Raw genomic sequence first — 22637 nt, forward strand, 5'->3', positions numbered from 1 at the left:
TCTGTCATGGACTTCTTTTCCGGCATGCTTGCCAATTCGCTCACGCCGATCACGCTCATTTCGGGCGTCGGCCTGATGCTCCTCTGCATGGTTGCCCGATACAACCACACGACGGACCGCATTCGTCAGCTGCTCGCCCGACGCGAAGCCGGCGATTATGAAAACGAACCCGACATCGACCGCGAGATTCACCTGATCTTCCGCCGCGCCAAGTATCTGCGCCGCGCGATGCTCTGCCTCGTGCTCTCGGACGTCTGCTCGGGTCTTCTCGTCGCAACGAACGTTTTCGCGCATCTCTCGAACCTCAACTTCGTCTTCGCTTCCTCGATCTGGCTCGGCTTCGCTCTGGCGCTCATCGTTGCATCGACCGCCTACTTCAGCCTTGAGGTCCGCGTCTCCCTGCATGCGCTTCGCATGGCCATCGAGCACCTTCCGGGCAAGTCCCCGCTGCCCATGGACTAACGGAGGCCTGAAATGATCAACATCACTGAATTCAATCAGTCGCTCGCTCTGGCGCTCGGTCCCATTACGCTCATTTCCGGCGTGGGCCTTCTCATGATCTGCATGACGAACCGCTACAACCACGCGACGAACCGAATCCGCCAACTGATGAAGAAGCGCCACGAAGACGCCTCTCAAGCGCTGCTTCCCATCATCGACGAGGAAATCGATCTTCTTTACATGCGCGCCTCGCTCCTGCGCCGCGGCATGCTGTCGGTTGCGCTCTCCGCACTCCTCTCGGCACTCCTCGTTGCCGTGAGCGTCGGAAGCCGCTTCCTCGGCATCAATCTCATGGTGCTCGAGAGCGTGATTCTTGTAGCCGCAACGCTCCTCATCGTGCTTTCAGCGCTTCTCTTCTCGAGCGAAATCAGCATCTCGCTCAAGGCGCTCAATCTCGCCGTCAAGAACATCCCTCCGGGAGGCGGAAAATCTGAAGCCCTCTGATTGCCGCTGAAATTGCAAAAGCCGGGATCTCCACCGAGGGAGACTCCGGCTTTTTCATTTCGGCGACTGTCCGATCACTCTGCCCGCGTGAGCCGAGCCTTTGCATCTCCCAATTGAGCAAGTTCGTCAATCCCGCTCTCAACTCTGCCGACCGACTGCATGTCGAAGGCTTCGCCGTTCTGTCGGTAGAGAATCACAAAGCTGTGCCTCGGCGGCCAATAAACGACCTCGCCCACCTCATAGCCGCGTATCCCGACTTCCCGGGCCGGCAGCGCCTCGCGGAAGCGATAGCAAAGCTCCCGTCCGTAGAGGTCCTCTAAGTCAAGCGTAAGCGGGAGCTTTGAGTAAAGCGCGCGGGCAGTCTCATTGTTTTCAAGGAGAATCGTCCAGCTTTTTCCCCTGGCTTCAATCTGAATCTTCATTTTGATTGTCTCCGCGGCGCCTGCGCCCTGATGAACAAGCATGTTCGTCACGGCAAACGCCAGCAATTTTCTTCGCTGCATGGTACGTCCCTCCGGGCAGCGCTCAATCACCCGGGTTCAGGGGGCATTAAGCGCCCTGGGCCCATTTCCGAATGTCTCAGCCTAGATTTGCACGGAAGAATCCCGAGAGTTTTTCCCATGGGATCATGCCGGTACGGTCATAAAGATCCGTCCGGTTGGCGCCCTCAATCACGAAGCGCTCCTTCGGCTCGTCCGCCCGCTTATAGGCTTCATCCGTGTAGCAGCGCGAGGGCGCGTCCGCTCCCACAATGAAAAGAATGGGGCGCGGCGAGATGGAATCCAGGTCATTGAGCGGGTAGAAATTCATGAACTTCACATAGGTGGCCGGCGTATTGCGGCGGTCATTCGGTTCATAAAGTCCTCGCGACGTACGGTAGAAATCATTGGATTCCGCGGCTTCGGCAAAGACCGGATCATTCTGCCCGGGGCCATAGACGGGCTTGCCGGAATCCACCGTCTGCCAGCGGGAGGCTGCAGCTTTGTCAAGATCGGATGCCCGAAGCGACTTCGCGCGATCGCCGTTGATCCCCGTGCGGAAGTATTCGCCCATGTCGTACATGCTCACGGTAGCAACGGCCCGGATTCGCGTATCGATTTTGGCGGCAGCGAGCGCGAATCCGCCGCTCGCGCAAATTCCGAGCGCTCCGATGCGCTGCCGATCCACATAGGGCAATGTGCCGACATAGTCGACCGCGGCAGAGAAATTCTCCGTATAGACGTCGGGCAGGATGGAGCCCCGAGGCGTTCCGCCGCTTTCTCCCCAGTAGGACTGGTCGAAGGCTAGCGTCACGAATCCGGCTTCAGCGAGCTTCTGTGCATAAAGAAGCGCAGACTGCTGGCGGACAGCGCCGAAAGGATGGCTGATGACGAGGGCTGCATGCTTTTGCGAACGGTTCAGGCCTTCCGGTGCATAAAGGTTCCCGACGAGTTCAAAGCCGTAGATGTTTTTGAAGCGCACAAGTTCCGACGTGACGGCGCTGCTCTTGTACCAGTTGTCCCCCGCCGGCTTCGTCGTGGCCGCCGGAGCCGGCGCAGCAGCGGCCGCACCCAGCCCCGGAGTCAAAGCCGCGCCCAGCACGGCCACCGTTTTGAGGGCGTTGCGGCGATTGATGTTTGTCTTCATGATGGAATCTCCCATTTTTAGAAATCAATTTCTGCGCGCAGCGGCCTTCAGGTCCTCTGCGGAATAAACGTAGTCGCTCGAAGCCGCGCTCCGGTGGCATGAGAGGCACCGGCTTACCGGGTCCTCGCTCTCCGTAAATGCTCTGCGATCACCGTGATATGCCTGGTATTCCCACTCCCCGTTGCGCAGACTTTCGGGATAAATAGCGCCCCAGCCTTTTTCCTTCTGCATGACGATGTAGCGCCGCACGCCGGCACGCTCTCCGGAACGGGAGTGGTATTCGATGAGAAGCAGCCGTGATCCATAGGGGAAGCTCTCCGCCGTCTTCATTGCTTCCATGACCTCTTTGGGCGCATACATGTCTTCAATCACGCTCCCGCGGTCCGACGTGCGGTAAAGCACCCAGTCGGACCAGTCCCCGGGAAGCGCCACTCGAGGATCTGCTGAAGCCGCGCCCGCTTGAGAAAGAATGGCGCATGCAAATAAAGCTGATGCAAAAAATCTCTTAAAAATCACCTTCAACTCCCGGATGATGTTTTTGTCTGTTGTCCACGATTGCGCAGAACGCGTTCAAGAACCGCCTCTGCAGCATCCGCACGATCGCTGCCGCATTCGCTCCGTATCACCTGCACGAGGCTTTTCATTTCCGCAGCAGAAACCCCCGTATTCATGGCTGCATTCATGTGGAACACCATCTGTCCCGCAGTCCCCGTCATGCCGGCAAGCGCCCCGACGGTTGCAAGCTCCCGGCGCGTATGCGTCAGGTTGTCGCGAATAAAGATGTCGCAGAAGAGGTGTTCCTTGAGGAAGGCATCGATCGCCGGAGCAAAAAGCTGATATCCCGAAGGCGGCGGAATCACGGTTCGTCCGCCGAGCCTGGCGCGCATCTCAGCGCCGTAGCGATCGCGGTCTAGGTCTGCCGGCACGGGCGAGGGCTCTCGCCCGACGGGATCGGTCTTTCCTGCCGCCTGACGCGCATCCATGACGTCCATAAAGGCATGAATGCCGTTGAGGCTCCGAGGGAAGCCCGTATAGGCATAGAGCTGAACAAGCACTTCCTTGATTTCATTCACCGTGAGCCCTGCGTCGAGGCCGTCGTTGAGGTCATCCTTCAATGCAGAGAGGTTCCCGTCCGCCGTATGCGCTGCGATGGCCACAACTGCCTGATCCGCAGGACTCAGCGCTCCATCGGAAGCCGACACTTCGCCGCCCGCAAAAGCGGCCAGTCCGAGCGCGCACATGAAAGCCGACTTCGTCGTCCTTGCGAGCATTGTCATTTCGCTTGCTCCCCGGCTTCAGGAAAGTGATAGTCGTCCGCAGAGACTTCTTCCATCCACGTGACATTGCGGCCGTCCTTCATGTTGGTGAAGGCCATGTGGCTCATTGCGGTCTTCGGCGCAGCGCCATGCCAGTGCTTGAGCCCCGGCGGGCACCAGACGATGTCGCCCGGGTGAACGCGTTCGATCTTCCCGTCCGGAGTTCCGATCAGTCCTTCGCCCGACAGAATGAAAAGGCGTTGTCCGGCTGGATGGGTATGCCAGAACGTTCTGGCGCCGGGTTCAAATGTGACGATGGAAACGCTGTAGGGACTGTCGGCGTCGGCACGGTTAATGCTGTCGTGACGCACCTGCCCCGTGAAGGTCGAATGCGCGCCCGCATTGGAAGGCAGATCCCCGGGGTGAACGATGGTGTGGCTCAGTTCCGCCGCCGCGGCAGGCCCGGCGGCTCCCATGATGCCAGCGGCGCCGACGGCGGCTGCCATTTTGATCAACTTGTGCATTTCTCTCGTCCTCAGAAGTTTCTCGGTGTCGCTCTTCATTCGCGACGAGATGGAGTTTAGGAATCAGCCTGCAGGCAACAGACAGGCAAAATCTCAAATACCTGCTAAAAACTCTCAGGACGTACTTTTATTTATATTCCAAACTATCATTTTGGAAATATGAAATCCTTTCCAGAAACGCTTTATGCCTTTCATTCTTGATTCCACTCGCGAAGCGCTTGCACGCCTTGCAATGCAGCATGCCGGCAGCATCGGCTTCAACCCCACGGGCATTGCCGGATTCAATGTCGTCAAGCGCATCGAACGCGGGGAAAAGCGCTCATTTCAAAAGCCCTATGCCGCGCTCATTTTTCAGGGGCGCAAGCGCACGCGCGTCGGCGACATTGAGCATGTCTACGGTCCGGGCGACGTGGTCGTCACCTGCATTGACTTCCCTTCCTTCACAACGATTGAAGAAGCCTCCATTGAGAAGCCCTTCCTTTCCTGCGTTCTCGAGCTCAACCGCGACCTCATGGCGGAGCTCTCCCTCATGCTTGGACACGCTCAGGCTCCGGACGACCCGGCGGGGCAGCCCTTTTTCGTCACGCGCTGCGAGGAAGACATCGCGCAGAACTTTCTGCGCCTCCAGGAACTCTCTGATGCTCCGGAGAAAATTTCCCTTCTTGCTCCAATCCTGATTCGCGAGCTGCACGCGCGCTTTCTTCTCGGGCCTCAGGGCGCCTGGATCCGCAGCGTCTGTTCCTACGGCACGCACTCCCATCAGATTGCCGCGGCGGTTTCACTGATCAAGGAAAAATTCCGCGAGCCCATTTCGGTCGCGGACATTGCCGGAACCATCGGCCTCTCGGAACCGTCGCTCCACCGGCACTTCAAGAACATGACGGGCTTCTCCCCCATCAAGTACCAAAAAATCCTGCGCCTCTACGAAGGCAGAAACATCCTCAGAAGCGGCAGAAAAACCGTTTCGGGCGCAGCATTTGAGGTTGGATACGCAAGCAGCTCGCAGTTCACGAACGACTACCGCAAATTCTTCGGCCTTTCGCCGCGGGACGATGCGCGTACAGGCTTTGCCGCCTGACGCGCCTTCACTCCCGGTAGCCCCAGAGGAAGTAGATCCCGGTACCTTCCCCCATGGTGCGGCCGACCGTCAGCATCACCGGTCCGATCAGGCTGTCGATGCCGACATAAGCCGAAACCGACTTATGCCAGTCGCGCCCGCCGCTCGTCAGGTCGTCACCCATCACGCTGTTCCAGGCGCGTCCGAATTCCGTCTGCACGCCGGCCCAGACAGGCGCCTCGAGCGGCATGAATTCCGAAATATTTCTCGCGAGCGCAAAGCGCGCATATTCCAGACGGGACCCGGACCAGCGTCCGTAGGGCGATCCCACCATGCGGCTCGCGCCGCCGAGCTGGAAAGCGCCGGAAACGGTCGATCGTCCGATCTCTGCCTCGAGCAGCGCCGTCCATTTTTCCCTGCTCCAGGGAACGAGCACGTTCACTTCAAAGACGTGCGTGCCGCCGCGGCCGTCAATATTTTCGTCGCTCGTTCTCCCCTCGGCCGTCAGGCGATATCCCTTTGTCGGGAAGCTCACGTTGTCGAGCGTATCGAGGAAGAGATGCGCGCCGATATAGGGAGCTTCGTAGCGCTCCTGAGGCGGCGGATCGCGGCCGATCTCCGGCTTGGCCCGCATGGAAATCCAGCCTGCGGAAATGCCGGCATAGCCGAGTCTTGCCATTTCCCAGCCGAACAACACCTGGCTGTCGAACTGCGTCGCGCGCCAGCGTGCAATCGCCTGCTTCCCTTCCGTGCCGTAAATGTCGTAGGACTGGCGTTCAAAGGAAATGCTCGGCTGAATAAAAAGCGGCAGCGTGGTTCCGAGCGGCTGATAGAACTCTGAAAGAAAGCGCTGGCGCTCGCCGATCTGAATTTCGTTGCGCCATTCCGCACCCCAGCTGTTTAGAAGATGCCAGGAATGCGCAAAGAGAAAGTTGAAGGAACTCACCTTGTCGAAATCGGTTTCGAGCGACCCGCCGAAACGCACGCTCGACCAGACGGAATCTTTTTCGCGGGGCTCCAGCACCACGACGGAAGTCCCGTCAGGCCCCGGATCGAGCCGATACGTCACGCTTTCAAAATATCCGTCCGCAAATACGGAGCGCGCTGCGGCATCGAGTTCGCCGCGCGTGCGCACGCTGCCCGGCCGGATTGCGGCGCGCTCTATGGTTCTCTCGGGAGGAATGCGGGAATTCCGGCCTTCGTCAACGAGCACTTCATAGACCCGGGTCTTCTTCTTTTCAGGCGGATCAAAAAGTTCCGTACGGGCTTTATTCCACGCGGCCCATTCAGACTTCGGTCGCGCCAGTTCCTTGAGCCGCTCTGCGGCTTTTCGCCCGGCCTCCTCTCCTCGGGCGATGATCTCCGCGCTTTTCTTGAGATCTGCGGAAGAATATTCCGCGAGGTCGGGCGTAATCAGAATATCCCTGGAAGAGAGTTCGCCCAACGACTTTCTCACATTCTGTTCCGTAAGGAGATTCACCATCTGCGCCATCACGCCGACCACATTCGTGAGCTTCTCCTTATCTGAGAGCGGCGTGCCGACATTCACGGCAATCACCACATCCGCCCCCATTTCACGGGCGAGCTCTACAGGCAGGTTGTCGACGAGGCCGCCGTCAACGAGAAGCTCGCCCTTATATTGCGCCGGCGCAAAAGCACCCGGAATGGACATGGACGCACGCATGGCTTCCCTCAGCGTGCAGTCCTTCTGCATGACGACGCGATAGCCCGTCACCAGATTGGTCGCGGGAGCAGCAAAGGGAACGGGGAGCCTCGAAAGGTCCCGCACCATGTCGAAGGCCGAGGTTTTTCGGGCGAGGAAAAGTTCGAGTTCTTCCGAAGGCACGAAAGCCGCAGGCAGCATCGGCGTTCCCTCGCGGGACATTTCAAGTCCGCTCGACGGGAGGCTCTTATAGTCGTCAAGCTTTCTGCGCCAGTTGACGAGCTGACGGTCCGGCCGCGGACCGAGCATGCGGTCCCAGTCGACGCCGAGAACCGTATCCTCGAGCTCGGAAAGCGTGAAGCCCGCCGCATAGGCGCCCCCGACCATGGACCCCATGGACGTTCCGGCAATCACGTCGATCTTGACGCCGAGTTCCTCAAGCACGCGTATCACGCCCACATGCGCGAAACCGCGGGCGCCACCGCCGGAAAGCACGAGTCCCACGCAGGGCCGTCCTTCAGCGCGGCACGCCGCACGCACCTCGTCAGGCGTTTTTGCATTGGCCGCTCCGGCAATGCAGAGCCCCAGGAGCGCAAGCGCCGCAAGAACGGCTGAGGTTCTTCTTTCTGGCATGGCTCTATCGACTCCTTCTGGCTCAAGCTTGCTGTATGCACCCGGTCCGGGACAAAATTCGCTTCTGCAGGAGACATGGAAAACGTTGATTTCCATGCCCCTCGATTTCCCGAGAATACTCAATAGGATGATTGTATGCGCGTACTTCTGACGGGCGGCATGGGCTTTATCGGCTCCCACACGGCTGTGGTGCTTCAGGAAGCAGGGCACGAACCGGTGCTCTACGACAACCTCTCAAATGCCGACCAGGGCGTCGCCGGGCGCATTGCTGCAATTACAGGGAAGACTCCGAAATTCATTGAAGGCGACATCCGCGACGAAGCGCGCCTCGAAAAGGCGCTTCGCGACGAGAGGATCGAAGCCGTCATCCACTTCGCCGGCCTGAAGGCCGTGGGCGAATCCGTGGCAAAGCCCCTTGAGTATTACGACAACAATCTGATCGGCACGATCCGGCTCCTTGAAGCCATGAGGAAAGCTGACGTCAAACGCCTCATCTTCAGCTCCTCCTCCACCGTCTACGGGACGCCGAAGAGCCTCCCGCTGCGCGAATCCGATCCGACGGGAGAAGCTACGAATCCCTACGGACGCACAAAACTTCAGATCGAGGAGATCCTCTCCGACCTCTGCCGGGCTGATCCTGAATGGAGCGCAATCTGCCTGAGATACTTCAATCCGATCGGAGCCCACCCGTCCGGGCTGATCGGCGAGGATCCGAACGGCATTCCCAATAATCTCCTTCCTTACGTGGCCCGCGTGGCAAACGGGCGGCTTCCCTGCCTCAACGTCTTCGGCGGCGACTATGAAACGCCTGACGGCACGGGCGTGCGCGACTACATCCATGTCATGGATCTGGCGCGCGGCCATGCTGCGGCGCTTCCCTACGCCATGAGCCACACCGGCTGGAAGGCCGTGAACCTCGGCTGCGGCAGAGGCTACAGCGTGCTCGAAGTCGTCAAGGCCTTTGAGAAAGCCTCAGGGCGCAAGGTTCCTCTCAAAATCGGTCCCCGCCGCGCGGGCGACATCGCCGCCAACTGGTGCGATCCCGCGCTGGCCAAGAAACTCTTCGGCTGGGAGGCAAAACTCGGCATCGACGACATGTGCCGCGACGCATGGCGTTTTGAAGAAAAGCGTGCTGAGGAACTCCGGGCCCAATCGAATCAATCCTGAGTTTCCCCAATTGCAAATCGTGGCAGGAGGAAATTATCCACGGACTTATCCACAGACTCCTGCCATGAATAACAACAACTTGCATTGAAAAACGCAAGTTGTTCACACGAAAGTCTGCAATTCTCGGGCTGACTCTTCTGATGCGTTCTGAAGCCCTTCATGCCAGCGAGCGCATTCCTGAACAGAACCTCCAGTCCTGAGTCTTCTCTCCCGGAATATTCCGCGGCCCGGGAAAGAATCCTTTTGGCAAGCGCATGCCGCGACACGTGTTTCCCCTGCGGCGCAAAATGCAGAACTTTCGGCTCGCCGCTGATGAGCGCGCGCTCTCCTCCGCCCATCATCATGGAGGCAGACCAGAAGGCGAGCGCCTCATAGCTTGACGGCAGCCCGAACTGATTGGTCCGCATGACAATGGGTTTTCCGGAGAGCGCCCGCTCGAGTACTTTTTGCGGGAAGCCTGCCCCTGTTGCTTCTGAATAGAGCCAGCCCGCCCGGACAATAAGAGCTTTTCCCCGGGATTTGCGGATGATGCGGAAAACCTCACGCTCCCCTTCGAGCTTTGTGCGTCCATACGCACCCTGAGGCTTCGGCCGCCGGTCAGAGTGAAGCAGCCGACGGCCGCCGCCCGAAAAGACATAGTCTGACGAATAGTGAAGCAGCGGCACGCCCCAGTGCGCCGCGGCAAGCGCGGCTCCGCGGGGAGCAAGCGCGTTTCCGCGAAAAGCGCCTTTCCGGTCGACTTCCGCACGCGCCACATCGGACCATGCCGCCGCGCAGACAACCCAGTCGGGGCGCCCTCCGGGAAAACGGCTCGAGAGGCTCAGGACCGCCGCAGGATCCGCCGCATCCGCCTCTGCGCGCGGTGCGGCAACTACATTCCTGCCGCCGAGCTGCCGAAGCGTCTTCTCAAGCACGCGTCCAAGCCTTCCGGCGCCGCCGAGAATCAGGATGCCGCTCATGCAGAAGCCCTCTCGAAATAAGTCCTGAGCCAGGGGCCGGTAATGCTTTTCTTATTGCGGATCAATGCCTTGGGCGTTCCTGCCGCAACAATTTCCCCGCCTGCCTCGCCGCCTTCCGGCCCCATGTCAATGAGCCAGTCGGCAGCTGCGGCTACGGCCAGATCGTGCTCAATGACGAGCACGGTATTCCCGAGTTCAGTGAGGCGCCTCAAAGCTCTGAGGAGCTTCGCCGTATCTTCAAAATGAAGTCCGGTCGTCGGCTCATCGAGAATGTAGAGCGTTCTTCCCGTATCGCGGCGCGCCAGCTCGGCAGCGAGCTTTACGCGCTGCGCTTCGCCGCCCGAGAAAGTCGCCGCATTTTGTCCGAGCCGGATGTAGCCGAGCCCCACGTCGGCCAGCGTATCGAGCTTGCGGATGATCTGAGGCTGCTGGGCAAAAACGGCGCGCGCTTCATCCACGGTGAGGTCAAGCACATCGGCAATCGAAAGACCCTTCCAGCGACATTCGAGCGTTTCACGGTTGTAGCGCCTGCCGCCGCAGACGTCGCAGGTCACAAAGACATCCGGCAGGAACTGCATCTCAACGCGTAGAAGGCCGTCCCCGGAACAAGCCTCGCACCTTCCGCCCCGGGCATTGAAGCTGAAGCGCGAGGCGTCGTAGCCGCGCTCGCGAGCAGTAAGCGTCTGCGCAAACACGTCCCGAATCAGCGTGAAGAGCCCGGTATACGTAGCTGCATTGGATCTCGGCGTTCTTCCGATCGGCGTCTGATCGACGGAAATGACCTTGTCGAACAGATCGCTTCCCTCAAGCTGCGCAAAGGGAAGCGCGGGCGTTTTCGCATTGTTGAGGAGACCCGCCATTGCGGGAAGAAGCGTATCCGTAATGAGGGTCGACTTCCCCGAGCCGGAAATCCCCGTCACGACCGTCAGCGCTCCGACCGGGATCTCGAGCGTCACATTTTTGAGCGTTCTTCCCGAGGCGCCGATGAGCCTCAGCCATTCGGCTTTCGCGGCCGAAAATTTCCTTGCCTTCGTCCCTTCATCCACGGTTTTGGTCCGCGAAAGATAAGGCCCCGTTACGGAAGCCGGATTCCTCATGATTTCGTCGGGCGTGCCGGCAGCAACGATGCGTCCGCCTTTTTCGCCGGCCCCCGGTCCGAGGTCCACAATCCAGTCCGCAGCGCGCATGACGTCTTCGTCATGCTCGACAATGACGACCGTATTGCCGAGGTCCCGCAGGTCCTTGAGCGTCCGGATGAGCCGGTCTCCGTCCCGCGGATGAAGCCCGATGCTCGGCTCATCGAGAACGTAGAGAACGCCCGACAATCCCGACCCGATCTGTCCCGCAAGACGAATCCGCTGACTCTCGCCGCCCGAGAGCGTATTGGCTCGTCTCGCAATCGTGAGATAGCCGAGCCCGAGCGCCTCAAGGCACTTCAATCGCGGAACAGCCCCCGCGACGAGCTTTTCGCCGATCTCGCGTTTGTTCCCGGAGAGCTTCAGGCCTTCCAACCGTTCGCGCAAGGATTGAAGCGTCATCCTGGAAGCGTCGGCGATGGTGAAGCCCCCGGCTGTTCTCTCTCCCACCCAGACATTGCGTGCGATCGGCCCCAATCCGGTTCCATCGCACGTCCTGCAGGAAAGCGGCCCTCTCGCATCCTGAAGTGCGGCTTGTTCTGGTTCGGTAAGGGCATTCCATTTGCCGTTGAGTTCCGGAATCACTCCCGGGAAAGACGGGTTGAGCGCTTTTGTTTCCGAATTTCCCCAGAGAAGCGCTTCCTGCTTCAACGGATCAATCTCGTTCCAGGGTACGGACGCATCTATGTCGAGCACTTCGGCGGCGGTAATGACCCGCTTCGGCTCCACTCCTTTAAGGACTCCGTCCTCGATCGATTTCGCAGGATCTGCGACAACCGACTGAGGAAGAAAGGAAATGATTTCTCCCGTCCCGCCGCACGAGGGGCATGCGCCTCTGGGACTCGTCGTTGAAAAGTCCGCCGGAGCAAGTTCTCCCGCCGTAAAGTCGCATAAGGGACAGGCATATTTCGAAGTAAAAGCGGCGCTCCAGTCCGAATCCATGTCCTGCGCAAGAACGCGCCCATTAGAAAGCGAGAGTGCATTTTCAATGCTTGAGGCAATGCGCTCGCGGGCATCCGGGCTCACGCGCAGACGGTCGACCACCACATCCAGATCATGAGGCTTCCCGTCTGTCAGGGCTGCTCCATCCGCGTCGTCAAGGCTCAGAACCTCTCCGTCCGCGCGAATGCGCTGATACCCCTGACTCTGCAGTTGGCCGAGGAAACGCCCGGCTTCGTGAGCCTCAAAAACATGCTGACGCTTCACGGGCGCCAGAATCAGCAGTCTCTTGTCGGCGGCATCCACGATGAGGCGATCCGACATATAAGCAACCGACTGCGCCTCCAGCTTCAGGTGATGCTCCGGACAGCAGAGATCCCCCGTGCGGGCAAAAAGAAGCCTCAGGTAGTCCGACACTTCCGTCGCCGTACCGACGGTTGATCGCGCTCCTCCCTGCGTTGTCTTCTGATCAATGGCAATCGCCGGGGGCAGTCCGCGGATTTCATCCACCTCAGGCCGGGGAAGGCGCTCGAGGAACTGCCGGGCATAGGCAGAAAGGCTTTCAACATAGCGGCGTTCGCCTTCAGCATAGAGCGTATCGAAGGCGAGCGAACTTTTTCCCGAACCCGAAACGCCGGTAAACACGATGTATCTGCCGCGCGGAAGATCAACTGAAACGTTCTTCAGATTGTGCGTGCGCGCGCCCCGAATAGAAATGGAATCCATGACTGCTTGAAACAAACCGCTTTTAAGGCACTGGAAAAGTGGAAAAACTATAACGCGGACATTCGGCCCGGCCAACATAGACCGGCAGACAACACCATCGCCCCGCCTTTTCCATGACTCAGTCAGCCCCCTGGCGCATGACGCCGCGCGAGAAAAAGTCGAGCATTTCGCTCGCGGGCATCTTCGCGCTCCGCATGCTTGGTCTTTTCGTCATTCTTCCCGTCTTTGCCATTTATGCGCGAGAGCTGCCCGGAGGCGACGATGAATTCATGGTGGGGCTTACGCTCGGCATATACGGGCTCGCTCAGGGCATTCTGCAGATTCCCTTCGGCGCCGCATCGGACCGTTTCGGCAGAAAGCCCGTCATTATTGCCGGCCTGCTGATCTTTGCGCTCGGGAGCTTCATCGCCGCCTGCTCGGGCTCCATCTGGGGCATTTTTGTCGGCAGAGCGCTTCAGGGTGCGGGCGCCATTTCCGCCGCCGTCACTGCCTTTATTTCAGATTCGGTACGCGAAGAAGTCATCACCAAAGCGATGGCAATGGTGGGAGCTTCCATCGGCCTCACGTTTGCCGTTTCGCTCGTCATTGCGCCGCTTCTTTCCGACCTCTGGGGCGTCCCCGGAATCTTTGCGCTCACCGGCATTCTTGCGCTCGCCGCGATCCTCGTTGCGAAATTCGTTGTTCCCGACGCCCCGCAGCACCTGAGGACAGAAGCGTCGGGCAAGCCCTGGCAGGAAATCCTCTTTGATCGTCAGCTGGTCAGACTCAACATCGGCATTTTTGTCCTTCATGCCTGCCTCACAGCTGTCTTCGTCGTCATTCCGACGCGGCTCCTCGAAATGAATCTGCCTTCCGAGCACCACTGGTGGGTTTATCTTCCCGCCGTAACCGCGGGCTTCATCGTCATGGCGCCGCTCATCATCATGGGCGAGAAGCGCGGCAGAATGGTGCGCATCATGAAGCTCGTGATCGGCTTTCTCACAGCCGCCTTCGTGCTCTTTGCCTACCTCATGCACTCGATCTGGGAAATCGCATTTCTTCTCGGCCTCTTCTTTGTGGGCTTCAATGTGCTGGAAGCGACGCTGCCGAGCCTCATTTCCAAGATTGCCCCGAAGAGCGACAAAGGGCTCGCCCTCGGGATCTACAACACCCTGCAGAACTTCGGCCTTTTTGCGGGCGGCGCTCTCGGAGGCTTCATCGCCCGGGAGTGGAGCGCAGAAGCCGTCTTCTTTACCTGCGCTTTTGCTATGCTTCTGTGGCTCGCCTCAGCGATTGGCCTCAAGGAGCCCAAACGCTCCAGCCGAAAACCTGGGGAAGCCTTAAATTAGCTTTTATTTCACACCATTACCTTTAGTTTTTGTCCGAATATGGCTTCCATCAACAAGGTTATTGTTCTCGGCAACCTCGGCGCCGATCCTGAAGTCCGCTACACCCCCGACGGCGGCACCGCCATCGCCACGCTGCGCATTGCCACCTCGCGCCGCTACAAGAACCGCGACGGCCAGCCCGTGGAAGAAACCGAATGGCACCGCGTCATTCTTTTCGGCCGCGCTGCCGAACTCGCCAAGGACTATCTGCGCAAGGGTAGCTCCGTCCTGATCGAAGGCCGTCTGCGCACCCGCAAATGGACCGACCAGAACGGCCAGGATCGCTGGACCACGGAAATCGTCAGCGAAAACATGCAGTTCGTCGGCGGCCGCAACAATCGTCAGGATAATGGCGGAGATGCGGGCTACGCCCCCTCGAACGACTTTGAATCGTCGCCGCGCCCCGCACCCGCTCGCCAGGCGGCTCCGGCACCTGCTCCGCAGCCTTCTCCTGCCGCAGCGTCTGCTCCGATCGACAGCCTTGACGAAGACGTTCCGTTCTGATCTGAAATCCCATGAAGCAGTGCATGGATGCGCCTAATCTTCACCGGCGCCTCAAAAAGATCATCGGCCAGGTTCAGGCCATCGACCGCATGGTTGATGAGGATGTCCCCTGCGAGGACATCCTCGTGCAGATCAATGCCGCCAAGAGCGCCCTTCATAAAGCAGGACAAATCGTCCTTGAAGGGCACCTGCAGCACTGCGTGCGCGACGGCATCGCCAAGGGCGATGCCGATGCAACCGTCGCCAAGTTTGCAAAAGCAGTTGAGCACTTCGCCCGCATGTCCTGAAAACAGCGGACACCTTGACAGTCCGCCGGCGGAGGCATAAGCTAACCCTAATACCCCATGGGGTATCGTTACTTCCAACAGGCCGCACATTGTGCGGCATGTTTTTTCGCCTTTTTTAATACCTATACGGGTATAGGTAAAAATGTCCTCGCTTTCCTTCATTCGCTCCCTCTGGCAGGATGAGACGCGACGTCAGATCGTTCTGATCGCGGTCTCCGCCATTGCGCTTCTCTTAGGCTTCTTCGACGTCGCGGTCGCAGGCATCGACCTCTCCTGGATCGCGATTCTGCTTTGCGGCACGCCGATCGTCATTGAGGCTGCGATCGGCCTCATTACGCGCTTTGACGTCAAGGCCGACCTTCTGGTGTCGCTCGCCCTCATTGCGTCCATCATCATCGGCGAATATTTCGCGGCGGGCGAAATCGCCGTCATCATGCAGCTGGGCGCTCTTCTTGAGGAAATGACCGTCGCCAAGGCTCGAAAGGGCATTGAGCGTCTTGCGTCCCTCGCCCCTGAAACCGCGCGCGTGGTTTCATCGGGAACAGAGCGCATCATCCCGGCCTCAGAGGTGAAGAAAGGCGAAGTCGTCCGCGTCAATCCCGGCGAAACCGTTCCGGTTGACGGAGAAATCCTCTCGGGCAACACCTCTGTGGACGAATCCGTTCTGACAGGTGAGCCCATCCCGGTGGACAAGACCGCCGGCGACCATGTGATGTCGGGTTCCATCAACCGCTTCGGCGTTTTCGAACTCCGCGCGGATGCCGTGGGCGAATCCTCCACGATCGCCCGCATGGCGAAGCTCGTCGAATCCGCGGATGCGAGCCGCGCGAAAATCGTGCGTCTTGCCGACCGCTGGGCAACCTGGATCGTTGCCGCTGCGCTCTCGATGGCTTTTCTCACGTGGTTCATTACGGGAGAGGAAATCCGCGCGGTTACGATTCTCGTCGTCTTCTGCCCGTGCGCTCTGGTGCTTGCAACGCCGACAGCCGTCATGGCGGCAATCGGCTGCGCCACCAAGCGAGGGGTTCTCGTGCGCGAAGGCGATGCGCTTGAGCGCCTTGCCGAAATCGATCGCGCCGCATTCGACAAGACCGGCACGCTTACCACGGGCGAACCCACGCTCTGCGGCGTAAAGAGCCTCTCGACCGGCTGTTCAGAAGAGGACATCCTGCGCCTCGCGGCTATTGCAGAGAAGCCGAGCAGCCACCCTCTCGGACGCGCCATTATCCGTGGGCTGAAGGACGCTGAACGGGCTCAATTGCCGAACCCGGACGACTTCAGAATGGAAAGCGGCAGCGGCGTAAGCGCGCGGATCGACAACCGTGAAGTTGCTGTCGGCCGTCTCTCCTGGCTTAAGCGCATCGGCGCCGCCGGCACCGAAGAAGCTCAATCCGCAGCCGCAGCTTTCGAAGCCGAAGGCGCCACCACGGTCTTCATCGCGCTTGACGGCACGGTTGCGGGCTTCATGGCCCTCTCGGACGCAATGCGCCCGGGCATTGCCGATGTGATGCACAGCCTTGAAAAACAGAATGTATCGCCGATGCTCATGACGGGCGACCACAGGGAAGCCGCAGAACATATTGCAAGAGAAGCGGGCATTGACGAACGCTTCGTCGATGCGGGCTGCATGCCTGAAGACAAGCTCCGCCGCCTCGAATCGCTCGAGCGCGCCACGATCCGAACCGCCATGGTGGGCGACGGCATCAATGATGCGCCGGCCCTGAAGCGCGCCTGGGTCGGCATCGCCATGGGCGGCATCGGAAGCGACATTGCCGTCAATGCCGCCGACATCGTGCTCGTGAGGGACGACATCCGCGTGATTCCATGGCTCGTCCGGCTCTCGCGCCGCATGATGCGGATGATTCGCTTCAACATCACGCTTGCGATGGGGATCAACTTCCTCGCCATCATCCTCGCCGCGCTCGGCCTGATGGGACCTGTTCTGGGCGCTCTGGTGCACAACGCCGGCTCCGTCCTCGTCATTCTCAACTCCGCAAGGCTTCTGAGAACGCCTGCTGAGGGCGAAAAGAAAGCCTGACCGAGCGAAAAGCGCTTCATAAAGCAGAAAGGCCTCCGGAAAGACATTCCCGGAGGCCTTCTCTTTGAAGGAGGCTGGAAAGCCCGCTTCACTCACTCATGACGCACGGCTTCGATCGGATCGAGTCTTGCCGCTCTTCTCGCCGGGAAGAAGCCGAAGACGATGCCGGTGAGCGCCGAAACCGAGAAAGCGAGCAGATTGATGAAGGGATCAACCGCAAAAGGCACATCCATCCAGGCGCAGAACACATAGGAAGCGCCGAATGCGACCGCCATGCCGAGAAGTCCGCCGAGGCACCCGAGCATCAGCGCCTCAATCAGGAACTGCATGAGCACTTCCCGGCCAAGCGCGCCGATGGCGAGGCGGATGCCGATCTCGCGCGTGCGCTCCGTCACGGAGACAAGCATGATGTTCATGATGCCGATGCCGCCCACGAGGAGGCTCACGCCGGCAACCGCCGCGAGAAGCGTCGTCATGATGCCGGTGGTTGAGGCTACCTTTTCAGCGATTTCCGCGGTATCCATGATCTGGAAGTTGTCGTCGTCGCCCGCAGAGAGCGAACGCCGCTCGCGCATCAGATCCTTCACCGCCTGCTTGAGGCGCTCGCGGTCGGAATTGCCGTCCATCAGGATCAGAAGCGAAGAAACGCGCGTGTCGCCGATCAGCCGGCGCTGCACGGTCTTGATCGGCATGATGACGACGTCGTCCTGGTCTCCTCCCATGGCAGCGGAACCCTTGGTGGCGAGAAGTCCGATCACGCGGCAGGAAAAGCTCCCGGTTCGGATGAGTTCGCCCACCACGCCGTCAGTGCGCCCGAAAAGTTCATTTGCAATCGTGGAGCCGATCACGCAGACGGCAGAGCCCGCCATTTCCTCGGACTCTTCGAAATCACGCCCGTCAGCAAAGGTGCGATTGTCAATCGTGAAGTAGCTCGACGTCGTCCCGGTAATGCTGGTCTGCCAGTTGCGTCCGTTTGCAACCAGCGTGACGCTCTTGCTTACCTGAGGCGCTACGGCTACGACGCCCGCGAGCTGCGTCTGAAGCGCCGTCACATCCTCCATCTTGAAGGAAGGAGCGCCGATCCTTTGACCGGGACCGAGGCGCATGCCGGGACGCAGCATCAGCTGGTTGTTGCCGAAGGATTCAATTTCCGAGCGGATCGCCTCGCTTGCGCCATTGCCGATCGTCACCATCGTAATGACGGCGGCGACGCCAATCACGACGCCGAGCACCGTGAGAAGACTTCTCATCGGATTGCGCCAGATCTGCCGTACGGCAAGAAGAAATGCGTTCCAGATCATGCTTCACCTCCGTCTTCCCTCGCGAGCGTCTGCGTTCCTGCGCCCGGGAGTCCCCGGTCGTCGCGCACGAGATGTCCGTCTCTGAAGATGATGTGCCTGCGCGCAAACTTCGCCATATCGGGCTCATGCGTAACGAGCGAAACCGTAATGCCGTCCGTTTGATTGAGGTCTGTCAGGAGCTTCATGATCTCAATGCTTCGGGCGCTGTCGAGCGATCCCGTCGGCTCATCCGCAAGGAGAAGCTTGGGCTTAATGACGATTGCGCGGGCAATGGCAACGCGCTGCTGCTGGCCGCCGGAAAGCTCTGCCGGCGTGTGGTGCGCCCAGTCGGCGAGCCCCACGCGCTCGAGCGCCGCGAAGGCGAGCTTCTGGCGCTCTGCACGCTTCAAGCCCCGGTAAAGCAGAGGCAGCTCGACATTCTCAAGCGCCGTCGTTCTCGGCAGAAGATTGAAGCCCTGAAAAACAAATCCGATATAGCGGCGGCGAAGCATCGCGCGCTCATCGTTGCTGAGATTTTCCACATGCACGCCCTCGAAGAGATATTCCCCCCAGGAGGGCCTGTCGAGCGCGCCGATGATGTTCATGGCCGTGGATTTGCCCGAACCCGACGGCCCCATGATGGCGACGAATTCGCCCTCATGGATCGTGAGATCAATGCTGTGGAGCGCCGTAAAAGCCGCCTCCCCGGTGCCGTAGCGCTTCCCGATGCCGCGGAATTCAATAAGCGGGATATCCGTCATTCATCAACTCCCCGTCCGGATCATCAGGATTTCTGAGCGCGCTGCTGGTCAACCACGACCGCATCCTTTTCATCGATTTCTCCGGAGAGAATTTCCGTATGCGCGCCGTCCGTGAGTCCGGTGCGGACGGTCACGGGCTGCGGGGCGCCGTCCTTCAGAACATAAACCGTGCGCACGCGTTCAGCCTGTCCCTGGGAGGAATCCTCGCGGGCGGACTTCTGCGCGCCCGAATGACGGGGCGGACCGGGCATGAAGGTTGAACGGGCGCTTGAGGATTCCTTCTGAGCAGCCTCGCGCGGCACGAACCTCAGGGCGGAATTCGGCACAAGGAGCACATTCTGGCGCTGAGCCGTGGAAATGGTTGCCGACGCCGTCATGCCGGGACGAAGCTGAAGATCAGCGTTCTCCACATCCAGATAGGTGGTGTAGGTAACGACGTTTTCCGTCGTCGTGGCGCCGAATGCCACCTTGCGCAGAGTGGCTGGGAAGCGCTTGTCCGGATAGGCGCTCACCGTAAAGTAGGCGCGCTGTCCGGACTTGACGCTGCCAATATCGGCTTCGTCCACCTTCACCTGAAGCTCCAGCTTGGTGAGGTCGGTAGCGAGCGTTAGAAGCTCCACTGCCTGGAGGCTTGCCGCCACGGCGTAGCCGGGCTCCACCGAGCGCGCAAGCACGACGCCCTCAATGGGCGAACGGATCATGGCCTTTGAGAGATCCGTCTCAGCCTGACTGAGAGAGGCCTCTGCATCCACAATCGAAGCGCGGGCGACCTCAACGGCAGCCCTGGCAGTTGCCACCGCTGCCTCCTGCTGATCAAGCTCGGTCCTCGAAGGCATCTTGCCGCCCGAGAGCTTGTTGAGCTCCTTCAGACGCTTATCCTTCACCTCGGCTTCCCGAAGCGTCGCCTGGCTTTCCGCAAGCTTGGCGTTGGCGCTAGCAAGCGTTGCACGGGCGCTCGCCACCTTGGATTCGAGGTTGCGGGTATCGAGCTCAATGAGCACATCGTTCGCGTGAATTTCGTCATTCACGTCGACATTGACCTTGCGCACGATTCCCGAGAGTTCGGAGCCGAGCGTCACCGTACGCGTCGGGTTGAGCGTGCCGTCCGCCGTCACCGTCACGCGGATCTCGCCCCTGGTCACCGGCTGAGTCACATACTGCACCTTGCTCCCGGCCGCCCGGTTCTGCTGCCAGTACCAGGCGCCCCCGCCGGCGACTGCGATCACAAGAACCCAGGGGATCGCACGGACGTACCAGGGCTTATGCACTTCGCCCAAGAGCTCCTTCACGGATTCAGGCGTCTGAGGCGTCTTCTTTTCGTCTGTCATGACCAAATTTCCTTCTTGTTCTTAATTCTTCTGAGCACCGTCTGCCCGTGCAGCATCCACTGCCCAGGCGCCTCCGAGCGCACGGTAAAGACGGATATAGCCCGCGGCGCGATCCGCGCGGTTGCTTAATTCGGATTCCTCTGCGGAAAGGAGCGAACGCTGCGTCGAAAGGAGCATCGTGTAGTCGCCGATTCCAGCTTCATATTCCTGGCGGGCGAGCATTTCGGCAGACCTGGCATGCTCAACGGCACGGGAGAGATCCGTGCGTCGGCGCTCCGCATTGGCAATCGATGCGATGGCATTGTCGGTTTCCTCAAGCGCCGCGAGGAGGGTTGACCGGTAGGCGGCTACATTTCTGTCCACGTCTGCCGCCGCGCTCTCTTCTCCGGCAATCAGCGATCCCCAGTTGAGAACAGGGAGCGAGAGCGCTGCAGCGAGCCCCGCCACGCCCGTGCCGGCCGTCCCCAGAGCACTCACCGTGGCTGCGGTCGTCCCGATGTTGCCCGAGAGATTGAGGGATGGGAAGAAATTGCTCTTGGCGCTCTTAAGCTGCATAACCGCAGCCTCGACATTGAGCCGCGCCGCACGCACATCCGGTCGGTTGGCAATCGTTTCGGCAGGAATCGCAACCGCGGCATCCTCGGGCGGCAGCGGGATGACGCCGGAGTCTCCGAGCTCGAGCTTTTCAACCGGCGTTGCGGTGAGCCGCATCAGCGCATTCCGGTATTCGAAAATGCTCCCTTCCAAAGTCGGGATGCGGGCGCGTGCTGAAGCAAGCTGCACCATGGCGTCCTCGGCTTCCGATGCAGCGCCCGTTCCCGCCTCGAACTGCCAGCGGGAGGTTTCCGCGGTTTCCATGTAATTCGCGAGCGACTTCTTGACGACTTCGAGCTGCGCCTGAGCCGCACGCAGATTGACGTAGGCTTCGGCGACGGCAGCCGCCGTTGCCGCGCGGACATCCTCGAGCGAATAGCGCGACGCGGCGGCAGAAAGCTCTGCCGCATCCGCCTTCCAGAATTCAGATCCGGCGAGATTGAGCGCGAGTCCGCCCGAACCCTCGAGCGAATATGAGTCGCGCGTCGTTCCGCCGGCACGGTTCTTCCCGGCGTTCGCCCCCAGCGAAGCCGTCGGCCAGAGCGCCGCATTGGCGGAAGTGATGCTCGCTTCAGCCGAACGCAGATTTGCCGCCGCTGTTGCGATATCCGGATTGGCTTCGAACGCTTTCTCAAGAAGCGACGTAAGCACCGGGTCCTGCCAGCGCGCCCAGAAATTGTCCCAGGCGGCAATGCTGCCCGTCGGCAGGGAGGAGCGCTGCCAATTTCCCGGCGTCATATCCGCCGTCATTCGATCCAGATCCGGATGCTCAACCGCACATCCGGCGAGTCCGAAACAGAGCGCGGCAGCGATTGAGAGAGACCGCAGACCTGCATGCATTTTTTTATTCTCCGATAGGAATGCTTTTCATTGGGGCAATTGTCTGCTGAAACAGGCGCTCGGAAGCGGGAAAAGCCGCACATTTCAAAACTTTCCGGTTAGCACTTTTTGCAGCTTCAGAGAGGCCTCATTCAGGCCTAAGCGCTTTCTAAGTCGATGGCTGCCAAACGCTTTCGTCAACCGTATTTAGCCGCAAAGGTTTGTTAAGATAGGCGGAACCTTTGTTTAGCATCAGTTGGCACATGTTTAAAAATCCTCGCCGCATTCTGATCATCGACACCGACGCCGAACGGCGCACGCTGCTTGTCGACTATCTTCGTCTGGAGGGCTTTCATGCTCTTCCTGCGCATGCCGTCGAACCCGGGCTTAACGCTGTCGAAAATGAAGCGCTCGATCTGATCATCTGCGACGAAGTCCTGCCCGGCATGACCTGCGAGGCCATGCTCGCGGCGCTCAGGCTCCGCTCTGACGCGCCGGTCCTCATGCTGGCCGATACGAAGGAAGATGCTGAAGCGCTCAAAAAAGCCGGAGCAGACGATGCGATCGTCAAGCCCTGTCCGCCCCGGGACCTTTATTCGCATATCGGCGGCATCCTGCGCCGCACCTCGAGTGCCAGAGCAACGGCAGCTCCCATTGTCGTCGGTCCGATTGTCGTCAACCCCGTGGAGCGGGTAGCCAAGGCCGGCAACAGACCTGTGGAGCTCACCACCACTGAGTTTTCACTTTTTGAGCTTCTTGCCCGCAATGCAGGCGGCCCGGTTTCCAAGGAGGAAATTTATCCGAAGGTGCTCGGACGGTCGATGGGACCATACGACCGCGCCATCGACGTGCATGTTTCCTCAATCCGCCACAAGCTGAGCGCCGTTGTGGGCAAAGCGCTCGCTATTGAAAGCGTGCGCGGCGTGGGATACCAGCTGATTGTCCGTTCTCCTGAGGAACTCCAGAGCCTCTGACGACGGACCGGGAACTCTTAAGTATCACACAATCTCGGGCTTGCGGCCACAGCT

Annotated in this window: 21 protein-coding genes; 9 read left to right on the forward strand and 12 right to left on the reverse strand. The window is 59.9% G+C overall.

What is annotated here, in order from left to right; translation table 11 throughout:
• Nucleotides 1-6 precede the first annotated feature (6 nt).
• The gene (locus Q0106_RS03875) at nucleotides 7-462 is read left to right on the forward strand and encodes a DUF2721 domain-containing protein (RefSeq protein ID WP_297609050.1); all 456 of its coding nucleotides are present in this window, start codon (nucleotides 7-9) and stop codon (nucleotides 460-462) included.
• Nucleotides 463-474: 12 nt separating this feature from the next.
• Nucleotides 475-945 carry a DUF2721 domain-containing protein gene (locus Q0106_RS03880; RefSeq protein WP_139688185.1) on the forward strand — a complete coding sequence of 157 codons (471 nt, stop codon included), beginning with the start codon at nucleotides 475-477 and terminating at the stop codon, nucleotides 943-945.
• 74 nt (nucleotides 946-1019) lie between these two features.
• On the opposite strand, the gene Q0106_RS03885 is transcribed toward Q0106_RS03880, so the two are convergent.
• The 5 genes from Q0106_RS03885 to Q0106_RS03905 all read right to left on the reverse strand — a co-directional run bounded on the left by Q0106_RS03885 (nucleotide 1020) and on the right by Q0106_RS03905 (nucleotide 4351).
• Nucleotides 1020-1448, reverse strand: coding sequence for a cyclophilin-like fold protein (locus Q0106_RS03885; RefSeq protein WP_297609054.1), 429 nt, complete (start codon nucleotides 1446-1448; stop codon nucleotides 1020-1022).
• A 76-nt stretch (nucleotides 1449-1524) separates the two neighbouring features.
• Nucleotides 1525-2571: an alpha/beta hydrolase gene (locus tag Q0106_RS03890; RefSeq protein WP_297609057.1), complete on the reverse strand. Its 1047-nt coding sequence runs from the start codon at nucleotides 2569-2571 to the stop codon at nucleotides 1525-1527.
• Nucleotides 2572-2595: 24 nt separating this feature from the next.
• Nucleotides 2596-3003, reverse strand: coding sequence for a cytochrome P460 family protein (locus tag Q0106_RS03895; protein WP_297609059.1), 408 nt, complete (start codon nucleotides 3001-3003; stop codon nucleotides 2596-2598).
• Between the two features lie 86 nt (nucleotides 3004-3089).
• Nucleotides 3090-3848, reverse strand: coding sequence for a carboxymuconolactone decarboxylase family protein (locus Q0106_RS03900; protein WP_297609062.1), 759 nt, complete (start codon nucleotides 3846-3848; stop codon nucleotides 3090-3092).
• Nucleotides 3845-4351, reverse strand: a complete 507-nt coding sequence (locus Q0106_RS03905; protein ID WP_297609065.1) for a cupin domain-containing protein — start codon at nucleotides 4349-4351, stop codon at nucleotides 3845-3847. Before Q0106_RS03905 ends, Q0106_RS03900 begins: the two co-directional genes overlap by 4 nt.
• Nucleotides 4352-4535: 184 nt before the next feature.
• On the opposite strand from Q0106_RS03905, the gene Q0106_RS03910 reads away from it, so the two are divergent.
• Complete coding sequence (locus tag Q0106_RS03910) at nucleotides 4536-5429, forward strand: AraC family transcriptional regulator (RefSeq protein WP_297609068.1); 894 nt, start codon at nucleotides 4536-4538, stop codon at nucleotides 5427-5429.
• Nucleotides 5430-5436: 7 nt separating this feature from the next.
• Here Q0106_RS03910 and Q0106_RS03915 read toward each other — a convergent pair whose 3' ends face one another.
• A complete protein-coding gene (locus Q0106_RS03915; protein ID WP_297609071.1) occupies nucleotides 5437-7704 on the reverse strand; it encodes a patatin-like phospholipase family protein in 2268 nt (755 codons plus the stop codon).
• Nucleotides 7705-7839: 135 nt separating this feature from the next.
• Here Q0106_RS03915 and galE point away from each other — a divergent pair, with 135 nt between their 5' ends.
• Nucleotides 7840-8871, forward strand: a complete 1032-nt coding sequence (gene galE, locus Q0106_RS03920; protein ID WP_297609074.1) for a UDP-glucose 4-epimerase GalE — start codon at nucleotides 7840-7842, stop codon at nucleotides 8869-8871.
• Here galE and Q0106_RS03925 read toward each other — a convergent pair.
• Nucleotides 8862-9830: a sugar nucleotide-binding protein gene (locus Q0106_RS03925; protein ID WP_297609077.1), complete on the reverse strand. Its 969-nt coding sequence runs from the start codon at nucleotides 9828-9830 to the stop codon at nucleotides 8862-8864. The two genes, galE and Q0106_RS03925, sit on opposite strands and share 10 nt — an antisense overlap.
• Entirely contained in the window at nucleotides 9827-12631 is a 2805-nt protein-coding gene (gene uvrA, locus Q0106_RS03930; protein WP_297609080.1) for an excinuclease ABC subunit UvrA, read from the reverse strand. The genes Q0106_RS03925 and uvrA overlap by 4 nt, the downstream gene beginning before the upstream one ends.
• Nucleotides 12632-12744: 113 nt before the next feature.
• On the opposite strand from uvrA, the gene Q0106_RS03935 reads away from it, so the two are divergent.
• The 4 genes from Q0106_RS03935 to Q0106_RS03950 all read left to right on the forward strand — a co-directional run bounded on the left by Q0106_RS03935 (nucleotide 12745) and on the right by Q0106_RS03950 (nucleotide 16827).
• Nucleotides 12745-13959 (forward strand): MFS transporter, encoded by a 1215-nt coding sequence (locus Q0106_RS03935; RefSeq protein ID WP_297609084.1) that lies wholly within the window; start codon nucleotides 12745-12747, stop codon nucleotides 13957-13959.
• A gap of 39 nt (nucleotides 13960-13998) precedes the next feature.
• Complete coding sequence (locus Q0106_RS03940; RefSeq protein ID WP_297609087.1) at nucleotides 13999-14502, forward strand: single-stranded DNA-binding protein; 504 nt, start codon at nucleotides 13999-14001, stop codon at nucleotides 14500-14502.
• A gap of 11 nt (nucleotides 14503-14513) precedes the next feature.
• Nucleotides 14514-14789, forward strand: a complete 276-nt coding sequence (locus Q0106_RS03945) for a metal-sensing transcriptional repressor (RefSeq protein ID WP_297609089.1) — start codon at nucleotides 14514-14516, stop codon at nucleotides 14787-14789.
• 142 nt (nucleotides 14790-14931) lie between these two features.
• Complete coding sequence (locus Q0106_RS03950) at nucleotides 14932-16827, forward strand: cation-translocating P-type ATPase (protein ID WP_297609092.1); 1896 nt, start codon at nucleotides 14932-14934, stop codon at nucleotides 16825-16827.
• Between the two features lie 92 nt (nucleotides 16828-16919).
• Here the strand turns inward: Q0106_RS03950 and Q0106_RS03955 are convergent, their stop codons facing one another.
• The 4 genes from Q0106_RS03955 to Q0106_RS03970 are packed head-to-tail and all read right to left on the reverse strand — an operon-like array spanning nucleotide 16920 to nucleotide 21630.
• Nucleotides 16920-18128 (reverse strand): ABC transporter permease, encoded by a 1209-nt coding sequence (locus Q0106_RS03955; protein ID WP_297609097.1) that lies wholly within the window; start codon nucleotides 18126-18128, stop codon nucleotides 16920-16922.
• Nucleotides 18125-18868, reverse strand: coding sequence for an ABC transporter ATP-binding protein (locus tag Q0106_RS03960; protein WP_297609100.1), 744 nt, complete (start codon nucleotides 18866-18868; stop codon nucleotides 18125-18127). The genes Q0106_RS03955 and Q0106_RS03960 overlap by 4 nt, the downstream gene beginning before the upstream one ends.
• 23 nt (nucleotides 18869-18891) lie before the next feature.
• On the reverse strand, nucleotides 18892-20196 hold the full coding sequence (locus Q0106_RS03965) for an efflux RND transporter periplasmic adaptor subunit (RefSeq protein WP_297609102.1): 1305 nt from the start codon (nucleotides 20194-20196) through the stop codon (nucleotides 18892-18894).
• 21 nt (nucleotides 20197-20217) lie between these two features.
• Nucleotides 20218-21630, reverse strand: a complete 1413-nt coding sequence (locus Q0106_RS03970; protein WP_297609105.1) for an efflux transporter outer membrane subunit — start codon at nucleotides 21628-21630, stop codon at nucleotides 20218-20220.
• 242 nt (nucleotides 21631-21872) lie between these two features.
• Here Q0106_RS03970 and Q0106_RS03975 point away from each other — a divergent pair, with 242 nt between their 5' ends.
• Nucleotides 21873-22583, forward strand: a complete 711-nt coding sequence (locus tag Q0106_RS03975) for a response regulator transcription factor (RefSeq protein ID WP_297609108.1) — start codon at nucleotides 21873-21875, stop codon at nucleotides 22581-22583.
• Nucleotides 22584-22637 lie beyond the last annotated feature (54 nt).

This window comes from uncultured Sutterella sp. (assembly GCF_937923675.1).
GTDB lineage: Bacteria > Pseudomonadota > Gammaproteobacteria > Burkholderiales > Burkholderiaceae_F > Sutterella.